The following is a 15,715-nucleotide window of genomic DNA, read 5'->3' as shown; positions in this document are numbered from 1 at the left end:
TCAGGCTCAGGCTCAGGCTCAGGCTCAGGCTCAGGCTCAGGCTCAGGCTCAGGCTTACCTGGTTTTTTCAAACTGGAAATAAGTTGATAATTATCATTTATTTCGGCACCGTTTGAAACGGCATGCATTAACGCATTGGAATGATCATTCGTCGTCAGATTTATATCACTCTTCGCATTAATCAGCGCACTGATAATCATCATATCACTTCCTCTGGATGCAGCAAACATTAGCGCTGATACTCCTGTGCGAGTTTGTATATCAGGATCGGCCTTATGTTTGAGTAGTAACTCGACCACATCTTTACGATTCTCTGCTGCTGCAATCATTAATCCGCTGATGCCATCCTTATTTTTACTATCGACATCAATGCCGTTATTCAGCATCGTTTCAATATCGGCAACAGAATCGTATTTGCAAGCGAGTAAAAATTGGTGGGTATCTTCTTCTGACTGACAACCAGCTAACAGGAATATTAATCCAATTCCGAAATATTTAATAAAATTCATTCTTCTCTCCATGAGAAATGCAATAATAAATATTGTAATGAGATATAAGGTGAAAGAAACGTAGAAGTGAATTCTTTGTACCTGACATGCAGTACATCTCATATACTCTAAATAATTCGAGCTGTAGGGAAAAAACGCACGACTTGAAGTATGGCAGATATAAACACAAAATAACGTGCCACAAAACACACGATTACTCCCTTAACGAAGGCACAGTGTACCCATATCCAAAGTGTTCGCCTACCTTTTAATAAACATTTTAAGCTTATCGACTCAACAGGTTGGCAACTTCCCCCGTTTTTCGAGTCCTGCCGGACTTTCATCACAAGATAGGAGAGCAAGTACTGATAATAGCTATAAAATCCACCAGCCAGAGCAAATTTCACATACCAACAAAGATCCAAAAATAATTTGTTTTAAGAGTGTGAGCTAGAGAGAGTAAAAGTGGATGCCCAACAAGAGGCAACATGATAAAAATGGCAGCGTTAGCGGCACAAAACAGCAGAGAGAAAAAATTTTAAGACAGGAATTTATGCAGGACAAAATCAAAAACCAATTTTAATTTATTGATTTCATCCATTGATTGGCGGAGAGAGGGGGATTTGAACCCCCGGTAGAGTTGCCCCTACTCCGGTTTTCGAGACCGGTCCGTTCAGCCGCTCCGGCATCTCTCCGTTTAACTGGTTGCTATGATGCCCTCTTTTGCGGCATTTTAACAGCATCAGCCCTCGCCTCTAAACTCAAGTGATGACTTAGCGAGCAATAACGATGATTAAATGGCCGTGGAAAAAAAACGAGCGTCCCATTGAGATGTTGGAACACTGGCAATCAGCAATGTCGATTCCTATTTTTGCGCCCTTAACCGATATAGAGCGGAAGAAGCTAATCGCGATTGCTGAACAGGTTCTAAAATTAAAACGCCTAATGCCGTTACAAGGATTAGTACTAACCGAACTGATGCAACAGCGTATTGCATTACTCTTTTCATTACCGGTTCTAGAACTTGGCATCGAGTATCTGGATGGTTTCCACGAAATACTCATTTATCCCGGCCCTTTTATTGTCGATGACGAATGGCAAGACGATATCGGGTTAGTGCATACCGGTAAAATAGTGCAATCAGGACAAAGTTGGGATCAAGGTCCTATTATTCTCAATTGGCAGGAAGTTCAGGATTCGTTTGATCTTTCCGGCTTCAATCTTGTTATTCATGAAGTTGCTCATAAATTAGATGTCCGTAGTGGTGGCGATGCCACCGGCGTGCCGGCTATTGCCCTGCGCGATGTTGCAGCATGGGAACAACATTTACATTCGGCAATGGACGCCTTGCAGGAAGAAATTGACCTCGTGGGAGAGGATGCCGCCAGTATGGATCCTTATGCCGCTCAAGATCCCGCAGAGTGCTTTGCTGTACTTTCTGAATATTTTTTCAGCGCACCTGAATTATTATCAGAACGCTTCCCAATGCTATATCAGTGTTTTATGGGGTTCTATGCTCAAGATCCTTTAGGACGACTTAAAACCTGGCAAGATAGTACAAACTACAACTTACCGATGACCTTTACTCAGTAACACATTGAATTACCACACAGAACGTGATCATTTTGAACAACGTGGACGCTGGCGTTTCAGGAAGTGACGCAAGAAAGCTCATGCGCTTGCAACCTGAAAAATGACTGGGATATCGTTCAAAATAAGCACGGAATTGTATATAGCCTAAACAGTCAAACGATAACGCCGATTTTGCCGTTGACAGCATAGCAGGTGCCAGATATCATGCGCCCCGTTCACACAATTCCTCTGTAGTTCAGTCGGTAGAACGGCGGACTGTTAATCCGTATGTCACTGGTTCGAGTCCAGTCAGAGGAGCCAAATTCTTGTTTTCATGCCGCTTTGCGAATCCTTATACGATGTAGATTCAATAGGTTAGCGTGAAAAGTCTTCCCGATGCATTTTCAGTTTTCCCTCCGCATCGGGAGAATTTGGTGGTCAGATTTGGGGTCTTTCCGGTTCGATAATGGAGTGACCCGCATATGTCCCTTAATGACACTAAAATCCGCAACTTAAAACCACCTGTTACCCCCATAAAGCTATCCGATTCACACGGCCTATATCTTCACGTTAAACCTACTGGCTCGCGTCTCTGGTACTTCAGATATTATTTTTGTGGCAAAGAGACCCGCATAGCGTTGGGCGCTTATCCGTTAATCAGTCTGTCAGAAGCACGCCAGAAACGTGATGAACTCCGCAAACTGCTGGTGCAAAATATCAACCCGGCACAGCAACGTGCAGCTGAGAAGGCGGCTCGTTCTCCTGCAAAGAGTTTCAAGACCGTGGCATTGAGCTGGCATAAAAGCAACAGAACTTGGTCAGAAAATCATGCCGCCCGTCTGCTTTCCAGCATGAACAACCATATCTTCCCGATAATTGGACACTTGCCAGTCACAGAGTTGAAAACTCGCCACTTCATCGATCTGCTGAAAGGGATTGAGAAAAAAGGTTTGCTGGAAGTGGCGGCACGAACCCGGCAGCATATGTGCAACATCATGCGTCATGCCGTGCATCAGGAGTTGATAGAGCACAACCCGGCGGCAAATTTGAATGGCATTATCGCCCCTCCCGTTAAACGCCACTACCCTGCCCTTCCACTGGAACGACTGCCAGAGCTGTTGGCTAGCATTGAGGACTACAAGCAAGGACGTGAATTAACCCGCTTGGCAGTCTCACTCACCCTGCACCTGTTCATCCGTTCCAGCGAACTGCGTTTTGCCCGCTGGTCTGAGATCGATTTCAGAAACAAAATCTGGACCATTCCAGCCACCCGCGAAGCCATCCCCGGTGTCCGCTACTCTGGGCGTGGGGCGAAAATGCGCACGCCGCATATCGTTCCCCTCTCCCGTCAGTCCATCACTATTCTGAAACAGATACGGGAAATATCCGGGCATCAGGAGCTGATATTCCCCGGTGACCATAACCCGTATAAGCCAATGTGCGAAAACACAATTAACAAGGCGCTACGCTTGATGGGGTATGACACGAAAGATGAAATCTGCGGTCATGGATTCCGGGCAATGGCCTGTAGTGCGCTGATGGAATCTGGACTGTGGGCGCAGGATGCCGTTGAACGGCAGATGAGCCACCAGGAACGCAATAGCGTTCGAGCGGCTTACATCCATAAAGCAGAATATCTCGATGCCCGTAAAGCGATGATGCAATGGTGGTCGGATTATCTGGATACCAACCGAGAAGGATATATTGCGCCATACATTTATGCGCAACAACATAAGACGGCTGGAGCTGCCTGATCGATAACGCTCCTAAGAGCAGATCCTGATAACAGGATCTGCTTTTCAGACTGCGAAAAAACCTAGCCTCAACCTTTCAAAAAAATCGAGAAATGTCAGGAGATTACTCAGACTGGATATGGGAATAAATGTCTATTGCGGGGTAATCAACAACGTAGAATTAGGGTTACTTTTCTTGTAACGATGGTACTGCAAGATTAGCGTTGCGAGATCCTCATCGACAGCATAGAAATAGGCTTCCGGCACATCCAGCACCGCCGCAAACCGACAAACCAGACCAAAATCCGGTGAACTAACTTCCCTTTCATATTGGCTTACGCGGGAACTCGACGTCTCTTCATCCAGTCCAGCGAGACAACCGAGCTCGACCTGTTTTAATCCTGCATTCACTCGGGCCAATCTTAATCGTTTACCAATCACGACATTACCTGCTTCGCAGATTAACATAAGTCGATTATCGCCGTTCCCGCCATGCCTCTCTTGAAGTGGTTCTTTACCCAGTAAATTTAAAATTTATTTTTGGTTGTTTTAAGATCAAAAATGAAGGTTTAATTTATTGAGAGTAGGAATAATTAAATTTAGGAGGGTAAATGCACAGGAATTGAACACCAGACGCATTAGGCACCAACCTTACTGAGGTGTGATGAGCAGCGTGGAGTTTGGGTTGGCTTTCTTGAAACGGTGATACTGTAAGATCAAGGTGGCGAGATCGTCATCGACAGCATAGAAATACGCTTCAGGAACATCCAGCACTGTAGCAAACCGAGAAACCAACCCAAAATCTGGCGCACTGACTTCTCTTTCATATTGACTCACACGAGAGCTTGCCGTTTCCTCATCCAGACCAGCTAGGCAACCGAGCTCTGCCTGCTTTAATCCCTTGTTCACTCGGGCTAGTCTTAATCGCTTACCAATCACGGTGTTATCCACGGTCCTGATCAACATAGACTGATTATCGCTTCTCTCGGTAAGCCCTTCTTAAAGCATTTCTTTCCTAAATAAATTTTATCTTTATTTTTGATTGTTTTTTGCACCAAAATAAAGATATAGTTTACTGGAAGAAGTAAAGTTTCAATCCAAGAGGGGGAAGTATGAACATTGAACAACAAAAACAACGAATGGACTGGCACCCTGCCGATATCATTGCAGCCCTGCGCAAACGAAAGACGACGTTAGCAGCCGTATCACGTGAGGCGGGTCTTAGTTCATCAACGCTTGCAAATGCACTAAACCGACCCTGGCCGAAAGGTGAACGACTGATCGCCGATGCACTGGGCATTCCAGCGAGTGAAATCTGGCCGAATCGTTATTTCGATTCACAAGGGCAACGCATTCCGCGAGAAATTCGTCATAAAAACAATTAGATCACTTGCTGGGCTTAATCGCCAACCATCAGGGAATAACATTCTGGTCTCCACTCGATTCAACCATTCCGCATCATCAATTGGTTCGTTAATTACCTCGAACCAATTGATATGCCTGATTCAGGGTATGTCCCTTCTTTTTTGATACAGAGCTTTGACTGTGTTGATCTGAATAAAATCTGTAACGCGTGGAGTAACAATCGACATGAGCGAGATAGCTAGTTTGGTGATGGCTTCCTAATTTAGACATTTTTTGTGACGGCCAGCGAAAAGCGATCAATAACATCATCGTTATCCCAACAACCCCTCACTAATCCTATTCCTCATTTTCAGAATCCTATCTATACGTCATGGCTGCATAAGGAAACGTTAGCCACCTATGCAATATATCATTTTCATATAAAGGAGATGAATCATGATAATGAAAAATAGGATGTTCAATACCAAAAGTGATGCATTTAACTGGATTACGATACCAGAAGCTATTGCGATAGCGACTCAGATAAGAAACTCACCGTTAACAGAAGCTGATATTTATCGCCATACCTTATACGGAGATATCAATCTTTCGCTCTACTTCCAATCTCCAGTCATCTTACGAAAAATCAAAACATCAAATGCTAAGGCAAAGCTTAAGCCTATAGGCAATCATTTGATTAACCAGCTATGCATTCTCGAAAAAAACTGTTTCATCAATAACAGAAACTTAATCGTCACCACCGAGGGTAAATATACTTACCCCACTCAACAAGTGATTGATACAACGCTCATCGGTTATGAATACGTTCTGGTTCAACGTTTATTAGCGAGATCTCTGGGTATTCCACAACCCGTAATCGGAGAAAATCACGTTAACTATGGTCTTACTGTCAATATCGGCGACGATCATTTTCAAATATTTGAGAAAATCAGGTATCGCGAAAGGATAAAACAGCAAATCATGAGACTCCCTAAAAATATCGCATCACATATTACTGAAAAAATCCCATACCAGAAAACAAAGCAGTATAGCCATAGAGAATATTTTCCGATTCATGATTTGCCAAAGGATGCATGTTTTGTCATCAAACATGCCGAACTTGAAAAATTAATTAACATGCCAACCAAAAACGATACCTCTCCCCCCTCCTCGACACGTATATCCACTCCATTATCCAGACTGTTCTGGCTTGCCTGTAAAAACAATGAGTCTATCAGCCCATTAATCAGGCAACCATATAAGCTTCTGTCCATCTTTGAACAATGGGCATCAGACGAAGGCATGACCGACCGATTCAGCGGCGATACGTTAAAAACGGCGCTTGAACGTGGTTCACCTACGTCCGCTTAGGCCCCCAATTAAAATGACATTACACGCTTCAATCTAAAAACCCGTATTAAGGATTGTGGTGTCCGTAATACGGGCTCTTCAACTTTCACTCCTTTCCTCACTGTGTTTTTTTGTCATCTCCGGGCATATCCCATTTCTGCACTGGAGGTATTTATGACATCGCATCAGTTATTACGTCTGAAACAAGTGGAAGTAAAAACCGGCCTGAAACGCTCGCAAATCTACCTGTACATGAAAGAAGGTGCCTTTCCCTCCTCAATAAAGATTGGACCTGCCAGTGTGGCTTGGCTTGAATCTGAAATTGACGAATGGATTAACTTCAAATTATCTAACCGCTTAACGCGCTGAAGGGAGATATAGCATTATGTTCCCCTCACTGAATTACGCGGTATTAACAAACGCCCTTGCCGCACTCAAGGAAGGTAATTTTCGTTATTGTGAAACGTTAGGATTCACATTCGACGAATTGAATGCCCTCAATCAGCTATCCCTCGACGAACTGTTTATCGTCAGCCGGGCATCCGCACAGTTTATGTCGATCACTGTCCGTCACGACGTTCTACAACAGATCCTAACGCTGTCCCATCGGGAAGCGCTACGCCAGCAGCAGATTAATCGGGCCATCAGATTGGGAGGGTCTATTGCACTCCTGAATCATTTTTTTGGTCTCACCTCAAATGAGGTCTGCACGCGCCGCCGGTTGCTGGGTGTCACCACCCCTTATGGACGAACGCCTATTCCAGATGAAACCGTTGATGCCGAAATCTGGCTGTCATGGAAAAAGAAACGCACTGAAAGCCTTGATACTCCTGACGCACTGGAAGCAATGATGCTGGTTACTGAATCCTTATCTTCCAGGGAAAAAGGGCCTTCCCTGACCGCCGTCTGGAACCGTATCACCCTTTGTGAGAAAGAAGCACTGAACAGGAGGACATCGCATGCCAGATGAGATCGATCGCGATCAGGAATTTAATGAGCAACGCCTGGAAGAAATGATTGAACAGAACCGTTTCAAGCCAGCAACCACGCCTTCATTACATTACTGCCGTTTATGCGGTGAATCCATTCCCGAGCAGCGACGGCAAACCCTGCCGGGCGTGACAACCTGTACGGAATGCCAAACCATACTTGAGCGCCACCAGCGCTGATAACAGGATGACATTCGCGCAGAGAAGCTATCTTCTCTGCGCGTTTTTTATTATCTGAATCAATCACTATAAATATTTTATAGCATCGAAAGGCTGAATAGAAAATCACTACCATTATTACTTATTTGTATTGCCTCAGCCTTGATTTGGCAAGGTTCTGTGTTAGAACACGATTAAACCTGACAGTCAGCAATGAGCGAGAAGCGGAAGTTCGCATTTTCATGACCGTCGGGATGCAGGACTAACATTGGTGCGTAATAATCAACGGGGATCAGTTCAAACCTATTTCATCCCTTGGTTTTCTCATTTCCTGTATGGCCTTAAGGTGGTCCGCTCAGTTTTCGTTTCGCTGAAAGCGCATGCGGATGTTGCCGTGATAACGCTCTTGGATCGAATAAGCCATATGTAACTCAATGCGGTAAGGGTTATCCGGCACCGGCCTGCCACTTAGGGTGATAATATCCCCCGTGGTACTCTCCGCTATCGAAAGATGGTCAAAATAGGTGTCGTCCGTCAGAATAGCGCAATGCAGATCTAGCCAAGGAGCGAAAATCAGCCGACAGAGGCCTTTACTCGTTTTCAGGTATTTATTACCAGACTTATCAGAGTTCAACATAGCATCTGCCACCGCTGAATTCTCCCAGCGCCAAACTTGATACTCATCGAAGAACGCTCTACCAGAAACTACCAGTTTACTGCCATTGTCGACAGTCTCACTTTCACACACGAAAGCGAGGATATCTGCAAAATGAGCTACCTGCATATTGCATTCTGCGTCGCGACGCAGCTGCTTTGAAAGAACGTCGTTCCACATGTCTTTCAGCGCGGTGCATACCCATTCACTGACTTCATTGAGTATTTGTGAGGTTTTTATCCCTCTGGCATAATATTCTTTATCGGAGATTGAGATAAATGTCTTCTCTTCGAAGTCGTCTGTTTTTTTACTGAACTGTGTACTACTGAAAAATGTCATCAAAGGGTGTGTTTCGAGTTTTTCTCGGAGCAAGGTCGAGACGTTATGACCAAGAATGACAAGACGATCCTCATCAATTTCGGCTTTCTCAATATCCTGACGCTGGCTCTGTACCACAGCATCGCAATATGCAGCAAGCGTCTGTTGAAACCGATCCTTGCAGGCTCCGAAATCGTCCTGATGGGGGAGCGCAAATTGAGTTTGTTGATCAGTATGTTCCCGGATGGCGTTCAGAATACAGGCAACTTTCTCTTTTCCGCGGTAATCGAACATATTCCCTTCGAGAGATTGTTTAACCGCTTGTGAGACTTGGAAAACCGAGCTCGACATCATAATCCCCAGTTGAACGAAAGCGGTGATGAGATCACCTACATCAGTGAGCCGATTCCCCATATATACACGGCCGCTAATCATCGGCTTCCCATGCGCTGCTGAAAGTTCCCCGATTAGTCCCTCAAGCCAGCCAGGTTCTGACCCGAAATTGCGTCCTCCCCATAAATAGGTGCGCAGATAAATATCAATGATTTGCTGCCCGGAGGTAATGGCCGGGGAGCCGTTGTCAAAGACCCCTGTTTTTTCAGTCAGAGAACCTGCTAATAGGGAATGGACAGCACTTTCAACGTTAAGCGTGGGTTCTTCCACTACCTGGTGGATAAGAAATGCCGCCGTACACAACCGGATATCGACTAGGCCATTACGGTACGCCTGACCAGTGAACGGCTTTGAGGGGATAGACGCAGGTGTTGTGAAGAAGTACTTCGCGACATCAACGTCATCGTCATCGTCCAGACGCAACTTATGGGCCCACCGGTGCAGCAGATCCAGTGCCCAATCTGCCGCAAACGTTTCACCGGAGCGGATGGCGGAAACGACAATGTGCGGCAGGGTCAGGAGATGTTTTCGCAGGGCATCATGAAAGATACGGTCATCGGGAACACAGGTATTTTTATTCGCGATCACATCGAGCCAGCCTTCCCACAGCTCAACGAACTTCGTGACTAATCCTTCATAAACTTGACGCTGGCTGAGCGTCATTCTGAGGTGATTTGTGTGTCCCCAGTCCATCAGCGTTTCCCAGGCATAGCCGGTATACATGAGTCCCAGTTGATTTTCCCGTAAGGTTACCCTGTCTCTCATCCCGTAGATCATCAGGGGAATGCGCATACACCGGGCAAAAAAACGGTCACTGACCTCAGTTTTCAGCATCGCCTGTCTGAAGAGTAAATAGAGTTCTGTGTAAAATTTTTCGACAAAACTGTCGTCATAGACCCCGTCTTTTATCAGCAGCAGGTTTTGGCTCCCCTGCGGCGAAGAGTACTGAAAAACATTGAGCATACCGGAGAAGGTGCTGCACATGTTATGTACTGCTTCTTCAAAAGCATTAATATCCCCCTCACTAAGGGCATCATAAATATCACCGCTTATCCCCTTGACCAGCGCTTCTTGGTTGACCGGAAGGGATTTTCTTTCTCCACCCCTAAAACAGGCTATCAAGAGCTTCAGATATACCTCTCTGATGTCTCCCCCTTTAATTTTAAAAATCGGTTGCCTGTCATTGCCGGAAACTGCAACGTGTCGGGGGGAGAACGCAAGACTGACCTGCTGATTTTTGCCAGCCAGTCGGGCATCCAGATGCTTCAGGATCAGCGTTAAAGGACGATACCAGATATCAAGGAGGTCAGATGAGGCCTCGTACTTTTTGGTTATGGTCTGATAACCGTGTTCAGAATCATTATCGTGCAACCTGATGGCCTGAAATGCCCCGACGTTCAGCATGCGGTGACGAACTGGCTGGCGAAGAAAACCCTGAAGAATGATATCTCGGATAGCGGGCATGAAGGCATCAGAAACCAGATACCGAAACACCATCCGCTCCCGGCGGGCATCATGGAGCACACTGATGCTTTGTATGAAAAACCAGATCGAGAGTCCGATGTTAAGCAGCATCCAGAGAATGGCAATCCCACACAGGATGGCGTAGCTGTAATTGCTGCTAAATGGGCGGATAAGGCTGCCAGCAAGAATGAAGGCTGACAGGGACAGGCCGCTGAGCCCCGCAAACATGAATCCGGAATAGCGCTGATAGGCAGCCTGAACAATCTTTCGTGTCGATTTTTTCTGAAAAATAACGCTGACCAGCCCCACAACTAGCGGGTAAACAATACCAATAATGGTGAGCTGACCACCCAGCAAGCTTGTTTGCCAGTCAAAAAGCGTTTTCCATGCTGGGGCGTATTGCTCCGCCAGTGGCTTGATACAGGGTTTAAAAAAATAAAGTAAGGTGAAAAGCACAGCAAACCCTGAAAACAAAAGTCCGATAGATTTTAAATAATGCGTCGAACAAAAGAGTATGACTTTTTCCAGGAGGTTCCAGCGGGCTTCCCGAAATGCGTCATGGGTGCGAAGGGTATCTCTGATCACCTTATCCGTTCTGTAACGTGCGCTGCCCAGAATCCTTTTAAGCATATTATTCCTGTCAGTAGAAAGTGTGTTCGTTTGCTGCAGTGCCTTTCGCCCGTGTTGTGCGGCTTTTATGTTGTGCTTTTGTACTTTCCGGATGGAGGGACATTTATTGATGAAAGTGTATCAGAGAAAAGAACGATATCGCAAAATTGGAGGCGAGGCTACTCACCGAGAAATACTGTTTGAAGGCGGGTTGTTACTAATTGAATTTAGCCATCTGAACAGATGGTGTACCTCGTCCGCTTCTGGCACAAATCTGTCTGCCAGATTAGGTATTCCCATGGGCTACAAAGCACCAGTTCAAATCTAATCTAATTCATCCTTTCATAATAATTATCAAACTATATATTTTCTCTCTCATTCCCTTTTTGATTTTCTCATTTTCATCCTGACGCCAATATCGCACGCTTATCACGCCACCTTCCACTGGCGAGCTTTATGGACGTTTATTCGTCCGGGGCGAGTATTGCTCTTTAACAATATGAGTCGGGCTATCACACAACCACAATTCAGGGTGCCGCTGAATGTTCTCGCTGACCCGTTGAAACCGGAATGCAGAATCGGGATGTGATCGATTGAGTTAATTCACCATGACTTTTTATGAAAGGAAATAGTATGAGAAAACCTACCTATCACGTGTTTGTCACGCAGGAAAACCAGCCCAATTCTAACGGAGAGAAAAACACCTACTGGACAAAGGTCGGCGTAGCGTTCGCTCATAACGGCAAGCCTGGATTGAACATCGTACTGATACCCGGTATTGCTGTCTCCGGTAAGCTAGTGCTCCTTGAACCCAAGGATGATAGCGATACGCCGCAGGCACCCCAGCACGATTAACGCTCAATTCCCCCTCCTTTGCGCTTGCCATCGACTATCTGATGGCTGCGTGTGGCTAGATTTGTTACCGAGGCAACCATGCTTTCATCCACTGCTTTTCTGGCGGCGGTCATGCAGTGTGCCGCCACAATTCACCCATACACCGCATTTGATGTAGCTAAAGTGGAATCCAGCTTTAATCCATACGCCGTCGCTGAGATTGTGCCGAAGGAAGAAAGAACGCCCGATAGCGTAGGCGTCATTTCTCATCAGCCCACCAGCAGGCAAGTTGCCGTCAACATCATCAACCGGGTAAAGGAAAAAGGTCGCCGCTATTCGGTCGGGCTGATGCAAATCACCAGTACCAACTTCCGCCATTACAATGTGACGGCCTATGACTTGTTAGATCCGTGTACTAATCTGTCCGTTTTTGAGCGTATCCTCACCGATTGCTACCAGCGAGGCGGCACGCTGAAAAGAGCACTCAGTTGTTACTATTCCGGTAATTTCGATACGGGTCAGCAGCCAGAATCTGCCTTTAACCAAACCAGTTATATCCAACGTATTGGCTATGCTGTCCCATCAACGCGGGAAGATCTCAAGCGTAGTACCACCAGCCAATCCACCCCAGAGATTCATTACCCGACCACCGTCCTACGCGGTGAACTTACCGATAAAGCCATACCGGTTTTAACCTCCCTGCACTATCCCGACGCCATCATTCGCGGCGATGTATCCCTACCTGTAATTAATGAGGAGAAATGACGATGCAAACACGTAAATATTGGCCTGCGTTTTCTTCCCTATTGATCTCAACCCAAACGCTGGCAGCCGGGAGCGGATTTAATAAAGCCAACGATACGCTGAGTAATACATCCACCGGCTTGCTTGGCTTGGCCGCCGTCACGATCACTCTGGCAACCATGTGGGTGGGTTACAAGGTACTGTTTGACGGTAAAAGCCTGCATGACATGCGCAACGTCATTATCGGAGCCATCCTGATTGTCGGCGCATCGGGCTTTGGTGCTTATTGGGCATCCTAGGGGGAACCGATGACCACCTTGAACAAAGCACTGACCCGCCCAGCCGCCATTATGGGCATCCCTCTCGTCCCGTTCGTGATCGTCAGCGGGGCTATTGTCCTGCTGTCGGTTTACACCAGCTATTATCTTGCCTTGTTATTGATTCCTGCCTGGCTGGAAATGAAGGCAAAGGCCCGAACGGATATTCATTATTTCGGACTGCTGTGGCTGGCCTTTAAAACCCGTGGGCGATTTGCCACGGATCGCCACTTCGGTGCCCGTGCCGTGCTGGCAAGCCACTATGACGCCGTCGATGTTTCGGAGTTTACCGTTAAGATGAAATTAAACGAGCGCATCACGCTGGATAAATACATTCCTTACTCTTCGCACATTCACCCTCACATCATAAGAAATCGCGCCGGTGATTTAGTCGCTAGCTGGGAATTGGACGGTACTGTTTTTGAATGTGAGGATGAACATCATCTGACATTGCTGACAAGCCACCTTAACAACCTGATCCGCTCGTATGAAGGGCTACCGATCACCTTCTATATTCACCGCATACGGGAGAAATATCAGGATGGCTTTGACGCCAGTTCGGGCATCCCCTTTTCGGATGAAGTCACGGAACGCTATTACCAGCCACTAAAAGAGAAACCACTCTGGCGACATCGGCTGTTTTTCACCATCTGTTATGCCCCGTTCTCCACGCTGGAGAAAAAAGTCATGAAGACGCAGCCAGCCGGAAAAAAGAAAGCGACGCTGGATGATGCCCTGAAAGGGATGCTGGAACACCATGAAGCCATCCACACCGCCCTGTCACGTTACGTGGCAAAGCCATTGGGCCTCTATGAGGAAAAAGGTCGGGTTTACTCTTCGCAACTGGCTTTCTACCATCGCCTGATTACCGGCAAATGGCAGAACATGGCAGTGACGCGCACACCGTTTTATCAAACACTCAGCACGCCGGATGTGTTCTTCACTACCGATACCGCCGAATGTCAGACGGTCGGTGGCTCCCGTTTTTTCCGCAGTCTGGAAATTAAAGACTATTCACCGGAGACCTATACCGGGCTGCTGGATGCGCTCTTGTATGCCGAAAGCGAATATGTGCTGACGCAGTCTTTCACCTGTATGGCGCGGGATGAAGCGCAAAACCATATTCGACTGGCGGAAAAACGACTGAACTCAACCGACGACGACGCCATTTCACAGCGTGAGGAATTAATCGTCTTACGCGACCTGCTCCAGTCCGGGCATATATCTTGCGGCAAGTATCACTTTTCCCTTCTGGTCTCGTCCGCAAGCGCCGAGCAAGTGATAAAGGAGACTAATGCGCTGGCCCAGCCTTTTAACGATCTCGGTATCATGACATCCCTGTCCACGCTGTCGCTACCTGCCGCCTATCTGGCTCAACTTCCCGGCGTCTATTCACTGCGACCCCGTCTGGTGGTGGTCAGTAGCCAGAATTACGCGGATATGGGCAGTCTGCATAACTTCCATCCCCATAAACGCCACGGCAATCCGTGGGGTGAGGCTATCGCCATCCTGAAATCCCCCGGTGGCGGCGGTTACTATCTGAACGTGCATGACAGTCAGGCAGGACGGAATGACTTCAATGAGAAAACGCCGGGGAATACCGCCATCATAGGTAAAACAGGTTCAGGAAAGACCCTGCTGATGACGATCATGAAACAGTTGATGCAGAAGTACCGTAATCCGGCGACATTTTCCGCCTCTGCCACTCTCAAACGGCTGACCACCGTTTACTTTGATAAAGACAGAGCAGCAGAGATGTCGATCCGCCAGATGGGCGGTCGCTACTTCCGTATCCGAACCGGTATCCCTACCGGATTTAACCCGTTTTCACTTGCCCCCACTCGACGGAATATCAGCTTTATCAAGCGACTGATTCGGATGCTGTGCCGTCGTGACGGTAAGCCACTCGATCCCCGCGATGAAGAGCGTATCAGCACTGCGGTTGACACCATTATGCTGGACTACCCGCCGGAATATCGCCGTTATGGTATTACCAGACTGTTGGAAGTGTTGCCCGAACCACCGACCAAAGAGGCACGGACCAACGGTCTGCGTATACGCCTGAAACAGTGGGCGCAGGGCGGTGAATTCGGCTGGGTGTTCGATAACGAGGAGGACACATTCAACATCAGCAATATTGATAACTTTGGTATCGACGGTACGGAATTCCTGGATGATGACGACATACGTGGGCCGATCACCTTCTACCTGCTCTATCGCGTCACCAGTCTGTTGGATGGTCGCCGACTGGTAATGTTCATGGATGAATTCTGGAAATGGCTGGCGGATGTCGAGTTTTCTAAATTCTCCCTCAATATGCTCAAGGTGATCCGCAAGCTGAACGGCATTTTTATCCCCGCTACCCAGTCGCCCGATGAAATCGTCAGGCATCCCATCGCTCCGGCGATTATTGAGCAGTGCAGCACTCAAATCTTTCTCGCTAACCCCAAAGCCAGCCGTGCAGATTACGTGGAGAAAATGAAAGTCCCTGAAAGCGTTTACGACATTGTTCGCAGTCTTGATCCGAGCGAGCACTATATGGTTGTCCTGAAAACACCACTACGTGCCGGTGAAACTCGCCCGTTTGTCGCCATGGCAAGGATGGATTTATCGGGCCTCGGGAACATCACCAAAATCCTGAGCGGCAGTGAAGACAACCTGAAAATATTTGATGCCATTTATCAGGAAGGCATGTCACCCAGCGACTGGAAAGAAACGTTCCTTAACCACGCTATCTGATATTCAC

General features: G+C 47.0%; 14 protein-coding genes, 2 tRNA genes and 1 pseudogene. 12 read left to right on the top strand and 5 right to left on the bottom strand.

The annotated features are described in order from the left end of the window. Positions 1-164: 164 nt before the first annotated feature. Both ACKPVM_RS19385 and ACKPVM_RS19380 read right to left on the bottom strand, forming a co-directional pair. Positions 165-386 (bottom strand): annotated as a pseudogene (locus ACKPVM_RS19385) (ankyrin repeat domain-containing protein); the annotation flags it as partial. Between the two features lie 707 nt (positions 387-1,093). Next, a tRNA-Ser gene (locus tag ACKPVM_RS19380) sits at positions 1,094-1,183 on the bottom strand. A 94-nt stretch (positions 1,184-1,277) separates the two neighbouring features. Between ACKPVM_RS19380 and mtfA the strand changes: the two genes are divergently transcribed. The 3 genes from mtfA to ACKPVM_RS19365 all read left to right on the top strand — a co-directional run bounded on the left by mtfA (position 1,278) and on the right by ACKPVM_RS19365 (position 3,814). After that, positions 1,278-2,081, top strand: coding sequence for a DgsA anti-repressor MtfA (gene mtfA, locus ACKPVM_RS19375; RefSeq protein WP_409311394.1), 804 nt, complete (start codon positions 1,278-1,280; stop codon positions 2,079-2,081). 224 nt (positions 2,082-2,305) lie between these two features. After that, positions 2,306-2,381, top strand: a tRNA-Asn gene (locus ACKPVM_RS19370). A 161-nt stretch (positions 2,382-2,542) separates the two neighbouring features. Then, complete coding sequence (locus tag ACKPVM_RS19365; protein ID WP_040043056.1) at positions 2,543-3,814, top strand: tyrosine-type recombinase/integrase; 1,272 nt, start codon at positions 2,543-2,545, stop codon at positions 3,812-3,814. A 132-nt stretch (positions 3,815-3,946) separates the two neighbouring features. Here the strand turns inward: ACKPVM_RS19365 and ACKPVM_RS19360 are convergent, their stop codons facing one another. Both ACKPVM_RS19360 and ACKPVM_RS19355 read right to left on the bottom strand, forming a co-directional pair. After that, entirely contained in the window at positions 3,947-4,261 is a 315-nt protein-coding gene (locus ACKPVM_RS19360) for a helix-turn-helix domain-containing protein (RefSeq protein ID WP_014699385.1), read from the bottom strand. Positions 4,262-4,444: 183 nt separating this feature from the next. Further along, positions 4,445-4,759, bottom strand: a complete 315-nt coding sequence (locus ACKPVM_RS19355; RefSeq protein ID WP_038667684.1) for a helix-turn-helix domain-containing protein — start codon at positions 4,757-4,759, stop codon at positions 4,445-4,447. 146 nt (positions 4,760-4,905) lie between these two features. Here ACKPVM_RS19355 and ACKPVM_RS19350 point away from each other — a divergent pair, with 146 nt between their 5' ends. The 5 genes from ACKPVM_RS19350 (at position 4,906) to ACKPVM_RS19330 (ending at position 7,656) form a co-directional block, all read left to right on the top strand. Further along, complete coding sequence (locus ACKPVM_RS19350; protein ID WP_039468625.1) at positions 4,906-5,178, top strand: helix-turn-helix domain-containing protein; 273 nt, start codon at positions 4,906-4,908, stop codon at positions 5,176-5,178. A 415-nt stretch (positions 5,179-5,593) separates the two neighbouring features. Next, a complete protein-coding gene (locus tag ACKPVM_RS19345) occupies positions 5,594-6,508 on the top strand; it encodes a hypothetical protein (protein ID WP_052439303.1) in 915 nt (304 codons plus the stop codon). 153 nt (positions 6,509-6,661) lie between these two features. Beyond that, positions 6,662-6,856 (top strand): AlpA family transcriptional regulator, encoded by a 195-nt coding sequence (locus ACKPVM_RS19340; RefSeq protein WP_025918863.1) that lies wholly within the window; start codon positions 6,662-6,664, stop codon positions 6,854-6,856. Between the two features lie 16 nt (positions 6,857-6,872). After that, positions 6,873-7,457: a DUF2857 domain-containing protein gene (locus ACKPVM_RS19335; RefSeq protein ID WP_040043055.1), complete on the top strand. Its 585-nt coding sequence runs from the start codon at positions 6,873-6,875 to the stop codon at positions 7,455-7,457. Next, positions 7,447-7,656: a TraR/DksA family transcriptional regulator gene (locus tag ACKPVM_RS19330; RefSeq protein ID WP_040043054.1), complete on the top strand. Its 210-nt coding sequence runs from the start codon at positions 7,447-7,449 to the stop codon at positions 7,654-7,656. Before ACKPVM_RS19335 ends, ACKPVM_RS19330 begins: the two co-directional genes overlap by 11 nt. A gap of 334 nt (positions 7,657-7,990) precedes the next feature. Here ACKPVM_RS19330 and ACKPVM_RS19325 read toward each other — a convergent pair whose 3' ends face one another. Further along, positions 7,991-11,095, bottom strand: a complete 3,105-nt coding sequence (locus ACKPVM_RS19325; RefSeq protein ID WP_040043053.1) for a hypothetical protein — start codon at positions 11,093-11,095, stop codon at positions 7,991-7,993. Between the two features lie 612 nt (positions 11,096-11,707). Here ACKPVM_RS19325 and ACKPVM_RS19320 point away from each other — a divergent pair. From ACKPVM_RS19320 to ACKPVM_RS19305, 4 genes are all read left to right on the top strand, one after another. Then, a complete protein-coding gene (locus ACKPVM_RS19320) occupies positions 11,708-11,929 on the top strand; it encodes a hypothetical protein (protein ID WP_040043052.1) in 222 nt (73 codons plus the stop codon). Positions 11,930-12,007: 78 nt separating this feature from the next. After that, complete coding sequence (locus ACKPVM_RS19315) at positions 12,008-12,673, top strand: lytic transglycosylase domain-containing protein (RefSeq protein ID WP_040043051.1); 666 nt, start codon at positions 12,008-12,010, stop codon at positions 12,671-12,673. Next, positions 12,670-12,951, top strand: coding sequence for a TrbC/VirB2 family protein (locus ACKPVM_RS19310; RefSeq protein WP_106389085.1), 282 nt, complete (start codon positions 12,670-12,672; stop codon positions 12,949-12,951). Before ACKPVM_RS19315 ends, ACKPVM_RS19310 begins: the two co-directional genes overlap by 4 nt. 9 nt (positions 12,952-12,960) lie before the next feature. Beyond that, positions 12,961-15,708 (top strand): VirB4 family type IV secretion/conjugal transfer ATPase, encoded by a 2,748-nt coding sequence (locus tag ACKPVM_RS19305; protein ID WP_040043050.1) that lies wholly within the window; start codon positions 12,961-12,963, stop codon positions 15,706-15,708. The last annotated feature ends 7 nt before the right edge of the window (positions 15,709-15,715 follow it).

The sequence above is a fragment of the Pectobacterium hainanensis genome (assembly GCF_046237015.1).
Taxonomy (GTDB): domain Bacteria; phylum Pseudomonadota; class Gammaproteobacteria; order Enterobacterales; family Enterobacteriaceae; genus JBJYIN01.
This window is presented reverse-complemented; position numbering and strand designations above follow the sequence as displayed.

Coding starts and splice junctions, on each gene's coding strand:
- mtfA (WP_409311394.1), top strand. CDS start 1,278: ATGATTAAATGGCCGTGGAAAAAAAACGAGCGTCCCATTGAGATGTTG.
- ACKPVM_RS19365 (WP_040043056.1), top strand. CDS start 2,543: ATGTCCCTTAATGACACTAAAATCCGCAACTTAAAACCACCTGTTACC.
- ACKPVM_RS19360 (WP_014699385.1), bottom strand. CDS start 4,261: ATGTTAATCTGCGAAGCAGGTAATGTCGTGATTGGTAAACGATTAAGA.
- ACKPVM_RS19355 (WP_038667684.1), bottom strand. CDS start 4,759: ATGTTGATCAGGACCGTGGATAACACCGTGATTGGTAAGCGATTAAGA.
- ACKPVM_RS19350 (WP_039468625.1), top strand. CDS start 4,906: ATGAACATTGAACAACAAAAACAACGAATGGACTGGCACCCTGCCGAT.
- ACKPVM_RS19345 (WP_052439303.1), top strand. CDS start 5,594: ATGATAATGAAAAATAGGATGTTCAATACCAAAAGTGATGCATTTAAC.
- ACKPVM_RS19340 (WP_025918863.1), top strand. CDS start 6,662: ATGACATCGCATCAGTTATTACGTCTGAAACAAGTGGAAGTAAAAACC.
- ACKPVM_RS19335 (WP_040043055.1), top strand. CDS start 6,873: ATGTTCCCCTCACTGAATTACGCGGTATTAACAAACGCCCTTGCCGCA.
- ACKPVM_RS19330 (WP_040043054.1), top strand. CDS start 7,447: ATGCCAGATGAGATCGATCGCGATCAGGAATTTAATGAGCAACGCCTG.
- ACKPVM_RS19325 (WP_040043053.1), bottom strand. CDS start 11,095: ATGCTTAAAAGGATTCTGGGCAGCGCACGTTACAGAACGGATAAGGTG.
- ACKPVM_RS19320 (WP_040043052.1), top strand. CDS start 11,708: ATGAGAAAACCTACCTATCACGTGTTTGTCACGCAGGAAAACCAGCCC.
- ACKPVM_RS19315 (WP_040043051.1), top strand. CDS start 12,008: ATGCTTTCATCCACTGCTTTTCTGGCGGCGGTCATGCAGTGTGCCGCC.
- ACKPVM_RS19310 (WP_106389085.1), top strand. CDS start 12,670: ATGACGATGCAAACACGTAAATATTGGCCTGCGTTTTCTTCCCTATTG.
- ACKPVM_RS19305 (WP_040043050.1), top strand. CDS start 12,961: ATGACCACCTTGAACAAAGCACTGACCCGCCCAGCCGCCATTATGGGC.